Origin of the sequence: Alteromonas sp. KS69, from assembly GCF_003989595.1 — a bacterium.
In the GTDB taxonomy this organism is placed as follows: domain Bacteria; phylum Pseudomonadota; class Gammaproteobacteria; order Enterobacterales; family Alteromonadaceae; genus Alteromonas; species Alteromonas naphthalenivorans.
On sequence record NZ_PYHU01000012.1, the window covers coordinates 85174 to 105224 of the forward strand.

Here is a 20051-nt window from a genome sequence, read left to right on the forward strand (position 1 = left end):
TTTATTTACATCCCTTACTAAAAACAGTTACCTCCAAAACAGGTTAATGAATGTCAAGCTAACGACATGTTTTTGAGATAGCATAATTCATTCCTACAAACGAAAAGACGGCAGTAGACCTCATGCTAACACTTGCTCTTATCTACCTTGGTGCTGCGCTAATCGCTGTACCTATTGCTAAACGATTGGGTTTGGGCTCAGTGCTAGGCTATCTCATTGCTGGGATTTTAATTGGTCCATTTGTTTTATCGCTAGTGGGCGACCAAACCGAAGTGATGCACTTCGCTGAGTTTGGGGTAGTGATGATGCTGTTTCTTATTGGGCTTGAGTTGCAACCTTCCCGATTATGGACCTTAAGGCATTCAATCGTGGGGCTAGGAGGACTACAAGTGTTGCTCTCGACCGGGGCTATTTTTGCCATCACCTATTATGGATTGGGGCTTGCTTGGCAAAGCGCATTGGCAATTGGCTTGATGCTAGCGCTCTCTTCAACCGCTATTGTTATCCAATCTCTGGAAGAAAAAGGCTGGTTAAAATTAGACGCCGGCCAAAATAGTTTCTCGGTTCTTTTATTTCAAGACATCGCCGTTATTCCTATATTGGCACTTATGCCGCTACTTTCATTCCTTCCCGCTAGTGCCGTTGATGGGTCTAACCACTCACTGGTATCGGATTGGTCTGCCATGGGTAAAGTGGGTATTTCTATTGCCGTGATTGTTACCATTATTCTGGCGGGCAAATACATTTCCACCCCCATATTCAGGTACATCTCCCAAACTCATATGCGAGAAATATTCACGGTTTTCGCGCTATTCTTAGTGATTGCAATAGCACTACTGATGCAGACCGTCGGCCTTTCCCCAGCATTAGGCACCTTCTTGGCGGGCGTGGTGCTTGCAGAGAGTGAATTTAGACATGAACTTGAAGCTGATATTGAGCCCTTCAAAGGGCTGTTACTAGGGCTATTTTTCGTTACCGTTGGCGCATCGATTGATTTCGGATTATTAGCTGAGAACAGTTTACTTATATTACTGCTGGTTGTTGGTCTTGTGGCTATTAAAGGTTTAGTGCTTTATGGCTTAGCCCATCTCTTTTCGATTAATTCTCGTCAGCGACTATTGTTCACTTTAGCCCTAGCACAAGGTGGGGAATTTGCCTTCGTGCTACTTTCACTATCTCGAGAGTTGAGTATTTTAAGTTCTCAGGAAGCCAATATTGTTACCTTAGTCGTGGCACTTTCCATGGTTATTACCCCATTACTATTAATGGTTTACGACCGTGCACAGAAATTTCAAAAGTCATCAGCACCTGCATTTGATAAGCCTGAGGAAATAGAGGCTTCTCGACATGTGATTATTGCGGGCTACGGTAGATTTGGGCAAGTTATTGGACGACTGTTAAAGGCCCAAGGTTATGAAGTAAGCGTACTTGATCACAGCCCTAGCCAAATCGACTTGTTGAGACGCTTCGGTAACAAAGTCTTCTACGGCGACGCCGCCAGAAAAGAATTATTAGAAGCGGCAGGGGCAAATTCTGCCGACCTGCTTGTTATTGCCATAGATGACCCGCACAAAACAATCGAAATTATCGACATTGCTCGTAAGCATTACCCAAATTTGAAGTTAGCGGTACGGGCTAGGGACAGGCGCCATGCTTATGAACTTATTCGTATGAAAGTCGGCACCTTTAACCGAGAAACTTTCGACTCTGCATTGGTACTCGCGGTTGAATCATTAAAATTATTGGGGAACGATGATATCGATGCCGAACGCGCAGGAAGGCTATTTAGAGAACATGATGTTGAATCCATGAACCTACTTGCCGAATTGTGGGGTGATGACCACTCTTATGGCGTCGCAATTAAACAGCGGATGGATGACCTCACCCAAGTATTAGCACAAGATACTGAAGCACAAGATATGTTTAATACCTGTGATAGTACTCGAGACCCTAATAAAGCTAACGAGGCGAAAGAAGGATGAAAGTGAATAAAGGCAAAACTGCAACGATAGAATAGCCATAATAAAGTATATATTTTAATAACTTTATCTAATTTACGATACCAGCCTTAGGATGAGTGCCCTATTGCACTCTTTATACTTTGGTATAATCCTGCCTCGAATTAATCTTAAGGGCTGAGTGTTGTACTTTTTTCTAGCCACCTGCATTATTGTTTCTATCGCGGTATGTGCGGCACTTTGCGGCTACTTCACGATAAAAACGGTTTATCAGAAAAAAACAATATTTCGCTACTGGTCAATTGCCAGTGGCTTGCTTTGCGGTAGTTTAATTTCACGTCTTAGCGATACCCTATATGCACTCCCTTCTTCATATTTCATTTTGGGGCTTATAGCTCTTGTAGTCGGTTTCTATCAGGTCTTTTTGGGGTTGGAATCGCTACAAAAACACAAAGACTACAAACTTAACCGCCATGCACTTCCTGTCCTAGGGGTAGGAGTTAGTGGAATTTGTGTATTGTGGTCAATGCCTGCGCTGGCCGAATCTGTGGCTATGTTTTTTTGTGCTGCACTTGTGCTGTTAAGTGAGGGCGTGCTTTACAATGATAATAGAGTAAAAGAGGAAAAGCGTGCCTTGCTCCGCCATTTGCTGCTTATTTCGTCTTTTTCACTTTTCTTACATGGCACGGTATCGGTGGTAAATTCAATTACCGGTGGTATGGATGACTTGTCGTTGCTGTACAAGCTCACCTCTGTGCTGATGGTGATAACCGCTGCATTAATCGTTTTATCGTTGACGCGATGTAGCACAGAGCCAAAATCTCAATCACTTTATCATCGTCCGCTTAGAGGCTCTGGTGCGGTTTTACTAAAACGTGACGACTTTATTCAACAATCCATTAAAAAGCTTCAACAAACTAACAAACATGAAAATGTACTGTTGCTAGTTGAAATAGATGGCTACCAAGACGTGATAGATAACTACGGCGCGAGTGCCGGTGAAAGCGCCAGTTCTCAAGTGGGGCAGTCTCTTATTCATTTTACCCGTTCAAATGATATAGCGGGGCAAATAAGCGAAAGTAAGTTTGCGATTATGCTAAGCGGTGTCACTATTGACTCGGTTCATGTGGTTGCTGATAGATTGGTAAAACAAGTATTTTCCAAAAATGTCCAAACGCTAGACAGCGCGCCCATGTTTACTGCCAGTATCGGTATTGCACCTTCCTCTGACATCGTATTCGCGTGGCAAAAAGGAGCGCCGCTTGATGAAGCCAGCATTGTACGGCAAGATGGAACCAGTTTGGTTTACATGCTGCCATCGCTTATAGTGGCCACACTGTAAGTTAAATGTGTTAACACCTCAATTTGAGTTCATCTATTCATTACGCCTCAATTACTCTATTTCTGTGAAAAAGTTACATTCTCCAATTCTAGCTAATTGAAAAATATTCACTCGCAAAGTGTTAAAACCAAGAAATATTAGTAAGTTAGCATTTTAGCCTAGCACTGCTGTGATCCGGAACGTTTCCTGCAACTTCTCTCGTATATTTACTTTATTACACGGAAGCGATGTCGGGAGACAACATGGTTGATAACAATAATATATTCAAACCAGGTGAAAATTGTTGGGTTAGCAGCAAAGCTAATTTTGTAGCGCCACTTATAGACTGTGGTAATTATTACAAAGCGCTACACAGCGCTATTGTAAAAGCCAAGCACAGTATTTTTATCATAGGATGGGACATTGATAGTCGCATACGCCTTTTAAGAGGCGATGATGAAGCAAACAGTGCAGCCCCGAGTGTTGTCAGCGATTTACTTGCATGGAAAGCAGAAAGTAACCCCGACTTAAACATTTACCTGCTACGCTGGGATTCTTCTCTCGCATTTTTCTCTAAACGAGAAATGTGGGCAAAAGAAGTGTGGGAAGAAAAAACCCCAGATAACGTGCAAACCGAGCTTGATGACACCATCCCTATGGGCGGCAGTCAGCACCAAAAAATTATCGTGATTGATGATGAGCTGGTTTTCTCTGGTGGCATGGATATTTCAACGAATCGCTGGGACACCCGTGACCACCCCGTAGTATCTGAAGAACGAGATGGGCCCGACGGTGAGTACCCTCCGCTACACGATGTGCAAATGGTATCTTCCGGTCCAGTAGTGGCTGATTTTTCTAAACTGGTTCGTTGGAGGTGGTTGCGGGTTGCCGAAAGTGAACCGGTAGAGATTCGCGCCCAAGCCGATACGTCTGTAGATGGTCCTATTCCCGACACGTGGCCTGAAGGTTTTCCGCCCATCTTTGAAGAAGTCGACTGTGCGCTAGCTAGAACAATTCCGTTTATGGACGAAGTTGAGCCAGCGCAAGAAGTACGCACCATGCTACTTGATTTAATCGGTCAAGCCGAGTCGCTTATCTACATTGAGAATCAATTTACTACTCGTCAGGAAATTGCCGAAGCGTTGAACAAACGTATGAAGGCACGTCCTGACTTACACGTCATTATTGTCAGTTCTTACGAGCCTAAAGGTAAATTCGAATGTGAAGCCTTTTGGGCAAGTCGCATAGAATTTAAATCTATTCTTGAAAAAGACATCGACCCTAAAAGAGTAAAGTTGACTTACTCGTCGTGCGAAGACTTACAAGGCAGAAAAGCCTACAAGCGCATACATTCTAAGGTAATGACCGTTGACGACAAATACTTAGTGATAGGATCGTCTAACCTAAGTAACCGTTCTATGACACTAGATACAGAAATTGACGTTGTGCTTAGCGGCAACAGCGAGCTAAACCGAGCGGCAATTTTGAATGTTCGTAACGATTTACTTGCTGAGCATACCGGTAGAGATATCTCAGATATGCCTGCACTGTTTGCAGAAGAATATCCTGTTGAAGCATTAATCCATGGGCAAATTGCACACGGATATGTATTAACCGAAGTTCGTGATGAAGTTTTCACTACGCAGTCAGTGAATAATGTATTTCGTTCTTTATCAGATCCAGAGGAGCCTTTAATTTCTATGCCTTCTTTTGATGGTGGGGCGCTACCCGCGCGTAACCCAAGACGTAGAACTATTATGATCATGTTGGGGCTAGCCGTTATTGCTGTGCTCGGTGGCCTGATGTTCTGGGCGAGCCAATCCATTTCGTGGTTAAGTGGTGAGAGTATTAATGCGTTCCTTGAAAAGAGCAGAGGCACTTACTTTGCACTGCCTACGGTATTATTGGTTTATGTAGTGGGAGGCATACTCTTCTTCCCCGTTACCGTATTGTCATTAGCGGTTGCCGCTATCTTCGGCCCTATTTGGGGGCCAATATACGGCATCATGGGTGCCCTGCTAAGCTCTGCTATTTTATTTGCTATCGGTAAACTTTCTGGTGACGCTGGCCTTCGGAAGGTGGGTGGACCGAAAGTAGAAGCATTGGATGAGAAACTGAAACAAAGTGGAATAGTGGGTGTTGCTGCCATTAGAATGTTGCCTATTGCCCCCTTTAGCTTAGTAAACTTAGTTGCAGGTATTTCATCAATTGGTTTATTACAGTTTCTGATCGGTACTTTCTTTGGCATGTTCCCCCCAATGATTGCGAAAGGATTGGTAGGTGACTCTATAACTCAAATCTTCCGCAACCCGTCGGTTGAAACCATTAGCTATTTAGTAGGCGGTATTGTGCTTTGGGGCTTAATGATTTGGGGCTCTCAAAAGTTCGCTCGCTATTATCAAGAATCTCGTCAAAAACGTGCATCGGAAAGTAAAGAATGTGCCGCATAATTAGTTACAACATTCATAGTGGGCTAGGCAGGGACAAGTTACAAAATTATCACCGAATTGGGCAATTTCTAGCTGAATCGGGTGCCGATATTGTACTTTTACAAGAGATGGATACACGCCCATCCGAGCGTGCGATTGAGCGAGATATTGAAGATATTTGTGCTAAAAATGTCTACAACTTGGTGTCTGCCCCTGCCCTGCATGAGCCAAGCGGATGGTATGGCAACGCTATATTGTCGCGCTTCAACGTTATTGAACAAGAAACCTTTGACGTAAGCCAGCAGGGGCGACAGCCCAGAAATGTGCAAGTGGTAGTGTTACAAACTGACAAAGGACCCCTTACTGTCGTTAACACCCATAAAGGACTTAAGCGATTAGAGCGCCGCTCGCAATTCGCATTGTTGCATGATTATCTTGAGCAAAGGATGCAAGCCCATCCCATGCCATTGGTATTGGCGGGAGACTTCAATGAGTGGCAATTCTTTTCACGGGCTTTCACCTCGTTGAACAAGCTTTTGAATCAACATAAGGTAGGCGCTACCTTCCCGAGTCAATTTCCAATTTTCTCTTTAGATCGTGTGTGGGTAAGTGACGACATCACGGTTTCAGAATGCAAAAAGCTGACATCAAAAAAGGCGAGCGTCTTTTCTGACCACCTGCCAGTTCAACTCGACATTAGACTTCCAGAAGCCAATACGCCTTTCATTTCTGACTGATCAGTAAACGCTAAGGAGCCTCGCCAGTGTTGCAGCGCCTGCTCACTGGCGACAACTTGTTTTATCACTTTAAGCATTTTTAAGACGGCTTCGTTTAAAGGGCTCGTTTTGTTAGTCGCAGCTAGCACCAATCGCTGCATTTCCGGCTCAACTATTTTTAACGTAGAAACCAAGCCCGATTCTTCAAGATGAAAAATGGCCGATGTTGGTAGTATCATTACCCCTTCTCCTTGCATAACTTGTCGCAACCCTGTCATCAACTGCCCCGAATAGGCTAAATTATGCTGCAAATTGACACCCGTCGCTTTTTCATAATGTTCGATAAGCTTGCCTAATGCGTCTTTATTGCCAGGCGATAATAGAGGGAATTGGCTCAACGCCCAAAACGGGATACTTTCTCTGCCCGCAAGGTGGCTGTACTCACTGGATGTTGCTTGATTAGCCATTACCAAGTGCAAGTTTTCACGAATAAGCGGTGAAACCGTCATAAACCTTGGGTCAACGTCTTGCTCGTAGGTTAATGCAATATCGACTTGCCGCCCTTCTAACCACCCCTTTACTGAATACGAAGGGCCAGTACTTATTTCCAATTTTAGTTTTGGATGGTTTTGCTTTACTTCTGCAATAAGCGGCATGGAAAGTACATTACCGATAGACGGAAGCATACCCACTTTTACAGTACCCGCCGTTTTCCCCACTAACTCTCGCAGTTCAGATTTAGCGTTATTAATATCATCCATGAGCCTAGTGGCATGAGTGAGAAACAAATCGCCCGCTGGGGTTAACGTTACCCCAGAGAAGGTTCGACTTAGCAACTGCGCCCCCATCTCTCTTTCGAGGCTTGCTAATTGCTGACTAATGGCAGGTTGAGCGATATCAAGCTCACGTGCTGCACCTGCAATACTGCCTTTGTGTACTGTGGTTAAAAAATACTGAAGTTGCTTAGAGTTCAAAGTCTAATTTCCCGAATATGACAGTTTTTAACACGTTGCCATAAAGCACAGGTCGCTTTATTAAGATTAAAATCAGCAAGTTACATGCCATCGACTAGTAAAGCTGCCCTCACACTTGTAAAAATTACGTTAATCTCAAAGTTGCATTTATTTTTTTCATACTAAGCTAGAACAATTAAAGACATTAGAATCAGATAGTTAAATACAGCCTCAATACTTTTCTTATACCCCTCAATATTCTTTTTTCTTTCGCGATTTTAAAAGAATTTTTAGCCTGAGTGTCAATACAGGTAACCACACAAAACATTTATAAGATGCAGTATGCATCAAGGTGGTGCTTGTTATGCCAAACGTGGGCGGCATTAGTCCCTGCTCCAAGTGAAGAATAACAACTCATAACGGCTCGTTTTAGGGAACACACATGAGAAAAAACAAGATACATAATGCAATTGCACTAGCGTTCACTGGAATCTCTCTATCTTTGGCAGCACCACTCGCGTTAGCGCAAGAAGCTGAAGAAACCGCAGTAGATACTCAAAATGTTGAAAAAATTGCTGTTGTCGGTGCACGTGGTGCACCTCGCTCAGTAACTAGCTCTCCTGTACCTGTTGATGTATTAAGTGCTGAAGATATTGAAGCAGTAGCCTTCACCGACATGAACAACGTACTGATGACACTCGTGCCATCTTACTCCGTTGGTCGCCAACCTATTTCAGATGGTGGTACCTTCATTCGTCCTGCAACGCTACGTGGTATGCCTACAGACAAAACTCTAGTGTTGGTTAATTCTAAGCGTCGTCACAGAGCTGCACTAGTGTCTATCGGTGGGTCTGGTACACAAGGGCCTGATATCGCGACTATTCCTACCGCTGCGATTGGCAGTGTAGAAGTACTGCGTGATGGTGCTGCAGCACAATATGGCTCCGATGCTATTGCAGGGGTTATTAACTTCCAGCTAAAAGAGAACACTGAAGGTGGGTCTTTCACCGCTGACTACGGTAGCTATTTTGAAGGTGACGGCGACCAAATTACCATTACAGGTAACAAAGGTTTTGCGTTAGGTGATGATGGTTTTTTAAGTATTTCAGCAGAATACTCAGATAGCGAAGCCACCTTCCGTGGCGAGCAATACTGTGAATCTTGGTTCTGTGTGGATGAACAATCAGAACAATACATTGCAGATGCCGCCGCAATGGCTAGCTCAGTGCATGATTCAGATGTAGTTCAGCCTTGGGGACAGCCAGATACTAGTGGTACTCGTATCTTTTTCAATGCTGGCTATGCATTAACGGCTGAAATGGAGCTTTACGCGTTTGGTAACTACTCTGAAAGTGAAGGTAGCGGTAACTTCTATTATCGTTACCCGGGTAACGGCACTATTGAAGATATTCGGCTAGAAGATGGTTCTATATGGAGCCCTACTGAATTTTTCCCAGGTGGCTTTACGCCGCGCTTTTCTGGCGATGTAACCGACTACTCTTTTGTTGGTGGTATTAAAGGAATGTCTGGCGACTTAGGCTATGACATAAGTGGTCGTTACGGATATAACGATATTTCATATACGCTTGCCAATACGATTAACCCATCTATGGGTAATGAGTCACCGACATCATTTAAGCCCGGTGACCTAACTAACGAAGAAACGCAAATTCAGGCCGATTTCACTTACGATTTTAACGAATATATTTTGGCCTTCGGGGCAAGCTATCTTGACGAGTCTTATGAAATTTCAGAAGGCGGAGTAGATTCTTACTTTGCAGGGCCTTACGCAACCTCTGATCCTTGGGGCTTCTGTGACGGAGATGCAGCTAGTGCAGCTGGTTTAGCCGTCATTGGTACCGGTTCAACGCTAAATTGTGCTGACAGTGATGATGCGGTTTATACCGTGGTGGGTGTAGGCTCAAATGGTTTCCCTGGTTATTCACCTGACTACTCAGGTACGTATAGCCGTGACTCTTATGCGGTATATACTGATATTTCTGGTGACATTACCGACGAATTGTTCGCACAAGCCGCTATACGTTATGAAGACTATTCAGACTTTGGTTCTGAGGTGGTTTATAAGGTTGCGGGTATTTACCAAATTAATGACGAAATTGCAGTAAGAAGTTCATACGGTACGGGCTTTAGAGCACCGACGCCAGGTCAACAAGGTACAACAAACGTATCTACTCGTTTACCTGATGGTTTTCCAGTAGCAACGGGCTTGTTCCCTGCTGGTGGCGATGTAGCCCAAGCATTAGGAGCTGAAGAATTACTTCCTGAAAAATCAACTAACTTTACACTTGGTTTAACCGCTAGTTTTGGTGATTTAACGCTTACTGCCGATTACTACAACATTAAACTAGAAGACAGACTGTACTCAGTATCTACACGAGATGTATCTACTACGGTAGTCACTGACCCAGACGCTGATGGTTATGATGCCTACCAGAACTACTTGGCGCTATCAGGTGCGGGCGTTTCTGGTGCAGAATCAATTGGTGGTGTGTTCTTCTTCCAAAATGCGTTCGATACAGTCACTGAAGGTGTTGATCTCGTTGCCACTTATAAAATGGAAACGACCTACGGTTCAACTATGATTACAGGGTCTATTAACTATAACGATACCTCGTTCGACTCTGATCCTAGCGAATTCTTGGACCCCGAGGACATATACGATTTTGAACATGGTACGCCAGAAATGCGCGGTGTGTTCTCTGTGACACATAGTTATGATGTGTGGTCTGCGGTAGCACGATTGAGTTACTACGGTGAATACGAAAATGTAGGCAGCGATGATGGTACCGTAATCGATGCCGAAACAATTCAAACCTACGGCTCTGAATTTATGTTTGATATTGAAGGGTCATACCTTATCAATGAAAACCTAACGTTATCAGTAGGTGTACGTAACCTATTTGATAGCTATCCAGACCCTTCAACAAATGGTGACGCCTGCTGTGGTCAAGTCTATGACTCAGGATCAGTCGTCGACTGGCAGGGTGGTTACTACTACACCCGCTTAGCGGCAAGGTTCTAAAAACAACTAATACTAAACACCGGCAAATGCCGGTGTTTATGTTTTCACCCCTCGTTTTATAAGTAAAATTTAAAGGTCTATTCATGTTATTAGAAGTATTTGCTGGAGATGTAGTTTCATGGAAATAGAGCTTCTCTGGTTCGTTGTTACTCTTTGTATTACAGGTGCTATTGCTGGCATTACTGCTGGTCTTTTTGGTAATGGCGGTGGGTTTGTTGTTGTTCCCGCTCTATTAGCCGTATTTCCATTTTTTACGCCCCCATCCCAAGAGCTAGTGAAAGTTGCAATAGGCACTTCTTTAGCTTCTATTGTGGTATCGAGTACCCGCTCAGTTATGGCTCACCATAAAAAAGGCGCTGTAGATTTTGATATTCTAAAATCATGGAGCATCTGGATAGTATTGGGCGTAATAGGCGGTATTTATATTGCCAGTAGCACAAGTAGCGATGGTCTAACGGTCGTTTTTGCGGCAGGTGTTTTACTTTATTCTATTTACTTCTTGTTCCCAGAATTTGTCATTCGCCCTGGTGTGGCATTGTCTATGCCTGAAGGTGTGGCTAAATCAGTACTCGCTTTTGTACTAGGGGGCTTTTCGGCCCTTCTGGGGATTGGCGGAGGCACGCCCATGGTAATTACTATGGTTATCTGTCAACGCACAATCCAGCAAGCAGTAGCCACTGCTGCTGGCGTTGGTTTCCTAATAGGTCTTCCAGGCGCTATCGGCTTTCTGTTTATGAAACATCCTGAAACCGCCATTTTGCCCGTAGGAACTATAGGCTATATCAACATTCCCGCATTAGTTGCCATTAGCATTGGTGCCATTATCACTGCCCCAATGGGAGCAAAAATGGCGCATAACTTCAGCGAGAAAAAATTAAAACGAATGTTTGGTATTTACTTAGTAATTGTTTCTAGCGCTATGTTTTACAAGGCCCTATAAACACTTACGATGTTTGAGATAAGGAATTAACAATGTCACATAATGTTTCAAGACGCCTATTTTTGGGTGGTAGTGCTGCCGCTACTGCCATTGGTGCCTCAGGCTTGATTACGTCTGCGGGGCTTCAAGCTGCAACACCCGCTATGTCCAAAGTACTCTATGGCCCTAAGCCAGGTATCGCCAAACTAAATGCTAATGAAAACCCATTTGGGCCAAGTAAAGCAGCATTGAAAGCGATTGCTACTGCTTCTGCAGAGGGCGGCGCATACTATGCCTACCCCGCTGCAATGACGTTGCTAGACATGATTGCGGAACGCCACGGAATTACACCTAAAAATATTTCGTTAAGTGCAGGCTCTAGCCCAATCCTTTCTTATGCAGCCCTTGCGGCAAGCAAAAAGGGAAAAATATTAGGCCCCGATCTTTTCTGGGATACCACCTCAAAAGCACCAGAGAAACAAGGTGCTCCTGAGATTGTTCGGGTACCTAACACGAAAGATTTGGCAATCGATTTGGATGCCATGTATGCAGCCATTGATGACAGCGTTGGTATGGTGCATATCACCAACCCTAACAACCCAACCGGACGCCTTCTAGACCCTGCCAAGCTTCGAGAGTTTTGTATCAAGGCTTCGAAAAAGACGTTAGTACTTGTTGATGAAGCGTATAATGAACTCACCGACGATCCGCCCGCAAACTCAATGATTCCGTTAGTAAAAGCCGGACACAATATTATTGTTGCACGAACCTTTTCTAAAATTTACGGGTTAGCGGGCATGCGTGTTGGTTACATGATTGCCTCTGAAGAAAATACTGAGTGGATAAATCGCTACGGCATGGGTGGCTACACGCTGAACCAAGCAGGTTTAGCCGCAGCAATTGCGTCTTACAATGATGAAGCTTTTCTAACGTTTGTTAAAGATAAAGTTATAGAAGCAAAAGGCTTAGTGATGGATGGCCTCAAGGCCAATGGCCTAACCGCACTTCCTTCTAGTACTAACTTTATTTTTGTGGACCTTGGTAAAGGAGATGCTGAATTATTTAGAGCCGCGATGGCGGAGAAAGATATTCACATCCGCGGTATTTATCGTACCTATACTAATTGGTCGAGAGTAAGTATGGGTAAAATCGCAGATGTGCAGCGGTATGTTGATGCCATTCCACAAGCACTTGAAACGATGACTAAAAAACAAAACGCTTAACTGAGTTAAAACATCGTAATATTATGCGTGCAGCCACGTTAGGCTGTACGCCTCTCTTATTCCCCCCCTTATCAACTAGTATTTACACGTAAAGTATAATGCTCATAAATGCCCTCTTTGTCATATACTCTTAAAGTATCTTGCGCAAATACACCAACCTAGGTTTTAGAATCTCAGTATGTCTACTAAGCTTCTTTCAGGCGCTAAGAAATTGCACACACTGTATTAACAGACGTTAAAGGAGGCTGTTGATGGCACTATCTGTTTTAGTTACTGACGACTCTAAATTGTCACGCCGTAGCGTAAAAAAGTCGTTACCGCCGGAGTTAGACTACGATATTTCAGAAGCAACTAATGGCCAAGAAGCCATAGACTTGTTAGCGGAAAACACCTTCGACCTTGTGTTGCTTGATTTAACCATGCCAGACGTAGATGGCGTGGATGTGTTGGAATACTTATCTAAGCGTGAACAATGCTTTCCTAACGTTATTGTAATCAGTGCAGATTTTCAGCCTGAAAAACAGCGCATCGTACTGTCCTTAGGGGCGAAACGATTTATTAGAAAACCGTTAGATAAAGAAGAACTGGCAATGACTATGTTTGAGTTGGGGTATTTATGAGCGCTGTAATACCATTAGAAGAGGAACAACGCGATGCGCTGCAAGAATTGCTTAATATTTCAATGGGCCAAGCAGCAAATTCACTCGCGCAACTCATTGAAACCAAAATTGATATTTCAATCCCTAAAATAACCTCAGTGACCCCCACTCAGCTATATACCTTGCTGTTTGGTTCTGACGATACTTTTCATACCCGCCAGTCTTTTTTAGGTGATATTCAAGGTGAAGTGATGTCAGTACTTTCTCGTTCTGGACTGAGCGAGATGGCAAAACTGATGGAGTACAGTGAACCGCTCAGTAAAGAAGATGTAGAAGAAATTATACTTGAGCTGTCTAATATTCTCGCCGGCGCGTGTTTGGCAGGCTTATCAAGCCAATTAGAACTGACCACCAATTTGAATATGCCAACGTTGTTTACCCCTAACAAAGAAAACTTCGATGAGCTAAAGTGGCAACATAGTTTGGTCATGGAAGTACAATTCACTGTCGCTGTTTCATCCTTTTCTATGCGCGTTGTTTTCTGCTTAGATGACGATTCACTGACAAGAATGAAAGATACCTTAGATGAACTACTAGAATAATGTTTGAGCAACTGGTTGAAAAACTTCCGGTTGGAATTGGCATCGTTGATGAAAACTTTTTGGTGGTTTATTTAAACGACTTTTTTAAAGACCGCCTTCCTCACGAGAATCGCGCTTCGTACAAAGATACACCGGTTACCGAAATTTTTAGCGACCAAGGTAAGTTTCTAAAGCGAAGACTAAAATCGGTTTTTGTTCTGCAGCATCCAAGCTTCAGCTACTGGGAGCAGCGCCCTCATATATTTCCGTTTAAAAGCAGTAGGCCGATTACTGGCGAAGAAACACAGATGTATCAAAACATGGAGATATTGCCGGTAAAGGACAAAAGTACTGGGAAAAAATATGCGTGCATTTTTTTACAAGATGTTACCGCGCAGGCCAGTTATTTTCGTACCCAACAAAAGCTATCTGCCGCACTAAAAGAAGAGCACGAAGCTCAACGTAAACTAATTCGTAAACTTGATACCGCCCAATCTCAACTCATTCAAGCGGAAAAGATGGCATCAACGGGTCAATTAGCGGCGGGCATTGCGCATGAAATAAATAACCCTATTGGTTTTATCAACGCAAACCTATACACCTTGTCACAATATGCCAATAACTTAATATCCATCTGCGATGGGGTAGAAAATCACGTTGCTGATTTCAACGATGAACTAAAAGAACAAATCAAAAACCTTTTCGAAGCACAACACTATGATTTGATAAAAGACGACATTGAAGAGTTGCTTGAAGAATCAAAAGCTGGCTTAAATCGAGTTAAAGATATTGTCGATAATCTAAAACAATTTTCCCTCGACAGCACACAAGGCAGTCAGGTTGTAGATTTAAACGACGTCGCCACGCAAACCATCAAGTTGGTATCTACCCAATATGCTTCTCACCACTATAAGGTGGAATCTCCCGACGAAAAGATAGAAATAACGGCAAACCCAGGGATGATAAAACAAGCCTTAATGAACATATTACTCAATGCCGCCCAGGCTATTCCAGACAAAGGCTACGTTAAGTTAACACTATTAAAAAATAACGAGAACGTCACAATTAAGGTACTCGACAGCGGTGAAGGTATTGAGCAAAAAAATATGAAAAGAGTCTTCGAACCTTTTTTTACTACCCGCCCTGAAGGTCAAGGCCAAGGGTTAGGCTTGTCCACCGCCTATACCATTGTAGAAAAGCACAAAGGAAAAATTTCAGTCAATAGCAAAGTGGGTAAAGGTACAGTGGTTACAATAGCGCTACCTATCATCTCAGAAGCCGAGTCAACTACAGCCCCTGAGTAACATCTATTGTTGCACCCCATACAGATAAAGTCCTTCATCAGATAAATGGCGTGTTATCTTTCCATGAGACAAGAGGTAGTTTAAATGGGACACACACTCGGCTACGGCAAATACGATATTTCTACCACTCAGTTCCCGTTTAAATAAAACAGGTAACAACTCGACAACGGTCTGAGGCTTATTACAAGCCTCTACGAGTGCATTTAAATGGCGATGGTGATGTTCAATAAGCTCATTCACTCGGTCTTTTACCCCAATAAAAGGTTGTCTGTGTGCGGGTAACACCAAGGTTTTTTCCGGTAAGTCAGTGAAAGGCAGTAGCGTAGACAAATAATCTTGTAGCGTATTGCCCTCAGGCTCCGTTGAATATACCCCTATATTGGGCGTGATCTGCGGTAAAATATGATCGCCCGCTAGCAGTATTCCAAGCTCTTTAGAATATAAACATACGTGCTCTGGTGAATGCCCCCTCCCTATCATCACTTCCCATGAGTTACCTTTTAACGTAAGCACATCACTTTGCTTTAATCGTCGATAACTGATTGGAATTGGCGATACAACGTTGCTGTAACCTTTATTCCCAGACATGAGCGACATCACGTCATCGGATTGTAAACCTGCACGGTGATAGTATTGCTCATCCCGCCAAGCAGAGGTGTCGCTTTTCCCCCCAGTGAACGCGCGCGCAGTAAAATACTCAACCTGCGACATGTACAGTGGCACTTTGAATTGGTCGGCTATCCATCCGGCTAAACCAACGTGATCAGGATGCAAATGAGTAACTAAAACCGCTGAAACGGGTTTATCCAATGCGGCAAAAATTTCATTCCACAAGGCTTTAGTTGTATTCGTACCAAGCCCAGTATCAATAACCACCCAGCCATCATCATCTTCAACAAGATAAAGATTAATGTGGTCAAGTTCGAAAGGCAGTGGCATACGAAGCCAAAGTACGCCTTTCGCTATCTCTGTCCATTGACCTGGAGACGGTTGCTCAATTGCTGGGTAATGCATACATCTTCACCTTTTCGCTGGTATACTTACTTCTATAACGATAGGTAGGCAAAAACAAACGTATCTGTTTGATAATCAACTATAGCGTTAAGTAATAGCACTGCTATACCGAGAGTTATTAAGACCTAGCGAGCATTGGTAAACCATTGACCTCTCTCATTTCGAGTAAAGAAAATCGATTGCCCTGTACTATGAGTCCTTCATTATCTCACCAACGAAAATTAACTTGCCGTGATTAGAAAAGGTTACATTCTCAGTAAACACACTATTGCTAAACAAGCGCGCAGTAAGCATAAAGGCGCTTGCGTTGAAGTGTGGGTATCTACCGACGATGGTCCTGTGTGTCTTCAAAGCGCTTTGCAGAAACCCTCATGTTTTGTTGCTACTGAAAACACAAAAAGCATAATAGAAAAAGCCAAGCGGGAAGGTATTGAGGTTGAAGTTTCCTCTGACAGCTTCTTTACCCTAGAGCAAGTGGAAGTAGACACCCTTAAAACCACGTCTGATTCCCACATGCATCAATTAAGGCAGCTTGCTAAAAGCTTACATATCACTTTGTATGAAGCTGATATACGGCTTGCTGATAGGTATTTGATGGAGCGGTTTATTTACGGCTCATTGGAGTTTATTGCGGCTGACGAAACCGCCACATTAATACCTGAGGCGCGAATTAGACCCGCAATCTACACGCCAAGCCTTTACTCGATTAGTATAGATATTGAGTGCGATGAAAATGAAAATCTATTCAGTATAGCGCTAGCGTCTAACGACGTTAATGAAGTGATGTTAGTTTCTGCTTCCACTCATCCCAAGACGTTAGATGTTCCAGACACATTTTCACTTAGCCAGTTTTCTACTGAATCAGCACTGCTCACTGCGTTTATAACGCGTATATGTGAAATCGATCCAGACGTTATCTTAGGCTGGAATGTCAAACAGTTCGATATGGCCGTGCTTGCTAGGCGAGCCAAAAAACAAGGCGTGAAATTTACAATAGGCCGAGACAAACGAGAAGCCTTCGTAAGGGATTGGGATGGTCAAACTATTGTGGATATACCTGGCCGCAGTATTGTAGATGGGATTGAAGCACTAAAGACGATGACCTATCAATTTGATTCTTTCTCTTTAGACAATGTTGCACAGCAGTTACTGGGTGATAAAAAGCTCATACCGAGTGAAGACAAGCTTGGGGCAATAAAGGCCTTGTATTACGAAGACCCCTCTTCGCTTGCGAGCTATAACCACAAAGACTGTGTATTGGTAAATGAGATTGCTACAAAAACTCGATTTATAGAGTTTCTTATCTTGAGAGGCACCTTAACTGGGCTCGATTTGGGAAGACCCGGTGGGTCGGTAGCGGCATTTCTAAATGTATATTTACCAAAGTTGCACAGACAACGTTATGTAAGTGGTGTACGCCCCGAACACGGCGGGTTAGCTAGCCCTGGTGGCTACGTGATGAATTCACAGCCAGGCCTGTACTCTGATGTACTTGTGCTCGACTTTAAGAGCCTATACCCGTCAATTATTCGCACGTTTAAGATTGACCCAATGGGACTTGCTGAGGGCCTTAAATACCCAGAACGCGCCATTGAGGGCTTCAAAGGGGCGATGTTTAGTCGTGACAATCATTTTTTGCCCGATATTATTGACAATCTATGGCGCCAAAGAGACGAGGCTAAAAAGCAAAACGATGCTCCCCGCTCGCAAGCAATAAAGATTTTAATGAATTCATTTTATGGCGTATTAGGCAGTGGCGGATGCCCTTTTTACGACCCAAGACTAGCAAGCTCTATTACTCTGCGTGGGCATGAAATAATGCAAACTACCGCAAAGTGGATAGAAGAAGCAGGGTTCTCAGTTATCTATGGCGATACAGACTCTACCTTTGTACATGTAAATAACAACACATCGTTGGGCACGCCTAATGAAACGGGACAGTCGCTAGCAAACACCATCAATCAAAAGTGGCAAAGCAAGCTTCGTGAAGATTATGATATAGACTGCCATTTGGATATTGAATTTGAAACCCACTTTGAAACTTTTTTTATGCCCACAATTAGAGGTTCTGCGTTAGGCAGCAAGAAAAGGTATGCAGGTTTAAAGCAAATTGGTGATAAAAAAGAGCTGGTTTTTAAAGGGTTAGAAAACGTACGTTCAGACTGGACTGAATTAGCTAAATACTTTCAGTATGAGTTGTATCGACGGGTTTTCGAAAAAGCACCTGTATCTGATTTTATTAAACAAACTGTTGATAATATTCGCCAAGGGAAAGAAGACACCAGACTCGTATATGCTAAGCGACTAAGAAAGCCATTAAACGACTACATCAAATCTTTGCCTCCTCATGTAAAAGCCGCGCGCCTTGCAGATGATATTAATCGTAAAACAGGTCAACGATTACGTTACCAACACAATACAACCATACGCTATGTCATGACAGTACAAGGCCCACAAACTACTGAACATCAAATGGCACCGCTTGATTACGACCATTACATCGAAAAGCAGATAATGCCCATTGCAGACAGTATACTTCCGCTCATCAATCTTTCTTTTTCTGAATTAACCAACGAACAATTATCCTTGTTTTCTAACTAAGGTGATGATGTTGGAGCATTCATATCATGAATGTCACCTCAGATGTAATTTGCCTGAATATTTTTCAAACCCCTGTTGCAAGTTAACAAGGTTGATAAACATCTAACTTTTAGGTTTATTCAATTAATAAATAAAAATCAGTAGCTTATTTCAGTGGCATAAACAATGAATGTGATTAAGTGAGTATTTTATTCCTTGCTCTAACCGAGCAAAGTGTTATCACTACAAAAGGAGAATGTGATGAAAAAGCTTACACTATCACTTGTTATAGGCGCAGTAATGTCAACGACCGCAATCGCTGGAGATATCCAAGGTGGTCACAAATCTAAGGTTAGCGCTGATTTTTCTACATTGGATCATGATGGAAATGGACACATCACTAAAACAGAATTAAAAGAAGCAAACTCTAGTAAATTTTTTAAGAAGATGGACACAGACGGTAATGAAAAAGTGTCCCAGTTAGAGTTTGATAAATATGTAAAAAATAACCCTAGCATGTTTTCTGAAGATATCGTAACGCGGGTTAAATCAAATGGCACTACCGATGCAGTGCTAACTCGTAGAATGACGTCATCAACATCTCAATCCATGAATGAGCCTATGATCACCAGTAGCGGCTCAACCATGATGAAAGGCGAAGAGATGATGGGAAAAGAGATGTCCAGTGAAATGAAGTCTGAAGTTACTGCGAAATTCAATAAAGCAGATCGTAATGATGACGGTAAGCTCTCAATGAAGGAAGTTGAAAAGGCTGGCATTGATGGCGATTTTAGTGAAATGGATAAAGACGACAACCAGTTACTAACCAAGATGGAATTTCGTCAGCATTTAACGCAGTAGCTGTTACTCAATAGGTTAATTAGCTATTTTGTACATTAGTGTATGAGATAACAAAAACCCCGTCTTCGCGGGGTTTTTTACTGCCTGTTCACTTTCTTACAAGCATAAAAAAAGGGCTATCCGTTAGGCTAGTTATCGTTGTGAAGTAATCGTTGTGAAGCAATTTCTTCGAATGGGACTTGGCTTGCGGCATGCGCTAATACGTTTCACTTTCTATCACGCATAAAAAAAGGGCTATCCGTTAGGATAGTCTTCGTTGTGAAGCAATTTCTTCGAATGGGACCTGGCAGTGTGCTACTCTCACATGGGGCTGGGCCACACTGGCTGGGCCGGTCACCGGAACCCCACACTATCCCCACGCCAGTTACTGGTCGCCGAGTCTCGGCATGCGCTAATACGTTTCACTTTCTATCACGCATAAAAAAAGGGCTATCCGTTAGGATAGTCTTCGTTGTGAAGCAATTTCTTCGAATGGGACCTGGCAGTGTGCTACTCTCACATGGGGCTGGGCCACACTGGCTGGGCCGGTCACCGGAACCCCACACTATCC

At 43.2% G+C, this 20051-nt stretch carries 14 protein-coding genes; 12 read left to right on the forward strand and 2 right to left on the reverse strand.

Annotated elements, in window-relative coordinates:
• Window positions 1-122: 122 nt before the first annotated feature.
• The 4 genes from C7Y69_RS10095 (at window position 123) to C7Y69_RS10110 (ending at window position 6445) form a co-directional block, all read left to right on the forward strand.
• The gene (locus tag C7Y69_RS10095; RefSeq protein WP_126872618.1) at window positions 123-1982 is read left to right on the forward strand and encodes a monovalent cation:proton antiporter-2 (CPA2) family protein; all 1860 of its coding nucleotides are present in this window, start codon (window positions 123-125) and stop codon (window positions 1980-1982) included.
• Window positions 1983-2139: 157 nt separating this feature from the next.
• Window positions 2140-3300 (forward strand): GGDEF domain-containing protein, encoded by a 1161-nt coding sequence (locus C7Y69_RS10100; protein WP_126872619.1) that lies wholly within the window; start codon window positions 2140-2142, stop codon window positions 3298-3300.
• Window positions 3301-3542: 242 nt separating this feature from the next.
• Window positions 3543-5729, forward strand: a complete 2187-nt coding sequence (locus tag C7Y69_RS10105; RefSeq protein ID WP_126872620.1) for a VTT domain-containing protein — start codon at window positions 3543-3545, stop codon at window positions 5727-5729.
• A complete protein-coding gene (locus C7Y69_RS10110) occupies window positions 5717-6445 on the forward strand; it encodes an endonuclease/exonuclease/phosphatase family protein (protein ID WP_013782674.1) in 729 nt (242 codons plus the stop codon). Before C7Y69_RS10105 ends, C7Y69_RS10110 begins: the two co-directional genes overlap by 13 nt.
• On the opposite strand, the gene C7Y69_RS10115 is transcribed toward C7Y69_RS10110, so the two are convergent.
• Window positions 6394-7398 (reverse strand): LysR family transcriptional regulator, encoded by a 1005-nt coding sequence (locus tag C7Y69_RS10115; RefSeq protein ID WP_126872621.1) that lies wholly within the window; start codon window positions 7396-7398, stop codon window positions 6394-6396. The genes C7Y69_RS10110 and C7Y69_RS10115 overlap by 52 nt on opposite strands.
• A 421-nt stretch (window positions 7399-7819) precedes the next feature.
• Between C7Y69_RS10115 and C7Y69_RS10120 the strand changes: the two genes are divergently transcribed.
• The 6 genes from C7Y69_RS10120 (at window position 7820) to C7Y69_RS10145 (ending at window position 15046) form a co-directional block, all read left to right on the forward strand.
• Window positions 7820-10420, forward strand: coding sequence for a TonB-dependent receptor plug domain-containing protein (locus tag C7Y69_RS10120; RefSeq protein ID WP_126872622.1), 2601 nt, complete (start codon window positions 7820-7822; stop codon window positions 10418-10420).
• 118 nt (window positions 10421-10538) lie between these two features.
• The gene (locus C7Y69_RS10125) at window positions 10539-11360 is read left to right on the forward strand and encodes a sulfite exporter TauE/SafE family protein (RefSeq protein ID WP_013782671.1); all 822 of its coding nucleotides are present in this window, start codon (window positions 10539-10541) and stop codon (window positions 11358-11360) included.
• A 32-nt stretch (window positions 11361-11392) separates the two neighbouring features.
• Entirely contained in the window at window positions 11393-12562 is a 1170-nt protein-coding gene (locus C7Y69_RS10130) for a pyridoxal phosphate-dependent aminotransferase (protein ID WP_126872623.1), read from the forward strand.
• A gap of 251 nt (window positions 12563-12813) precedes the next feature.
• Window positions 12814-13182 (forward strand): response regulator, encoded by a 369-nt coding sequence (locus C7Y69_RS10135; RefSeq protein ID WP_126872624.1) that lies wholly within the window; start codon window positions 12814-12816, stop codon window positions 13180-13182.
• Window positions 13179-13763 carry a chemotaxis protein CheX gene (locus C7Y69_RS10140; RefSeq protein ID WP_126872625.1) on the forward strand — a complete coding sequence of 195 codons (585 nt, stop codon included), beginning with the start codon at window positions 13179-13181 and terminating at the stop codon, window positions 13761-13763. Before C7Y69_RS10135 ends, C7Y69_RS10140 begins: the two co-directional genes overlap by 4 nt.
• Window positions 13763-15046, forward strand: a complete 1284-nt coding sequence (locus C7Y69_RS10145) for a sensor histidine kinase (protein WP_126872626.1) — start codon at window positions 13763-13765, stop codon at window positions 15044-15046. The genes C7Y69_RS10140 and C7Y69_RS10145 overlap by 1 nt, the downstream gene beginning before the upstream one ends.
• A gap of 3 nt (window positions 15047-15049) precedes the next feature.
• Here C7Y69_RS10145 and C7Y69_RS10150 read toward each other — a convergent pair whose 3' ends face one another.
• Window positions 15050-16060, reverse strand: a complete 1011-nt coding sequence (locus tag C7Y69_RS10150; protein ID WP_013782666.1) for an MBL fold metallo-hydrolase — start codon at window positions 16058-16060, stop codon at window positions 15050-15052.
• A 231-nt stretch (window positions 16061-16291) separates the two neighbouring features.
• On the opposite strand from C7Y69_RS10150, the gene C7Y69_RS10155 reads away from it, so the two are divergent.
• Window positions 16292-18661, forward strand: coding sequence for a DNA polymerase II (locus C7Y69_RS10155; protein ID WP_126872627.1), 2370 nt, complete (start codon window positions 16292-16294; stop codon window positions 18659-18661).
• Window positions 18662-18901: 240 nt separating this feature from the next.
• Window positions 18902-19501: an EF-hand domain-containing protein gene (locus C7Y69_RS10160; RefSeq protein WP_126872628.1), complete on the forward strand. Its 600-nt coding sequence runs from the start codon at window positions 18902-18904 to the stop codon at window positions 19499-19501.
• The last annotated feature ends 550 nt before the right edge of the window (window positions 19502-20051 follow it).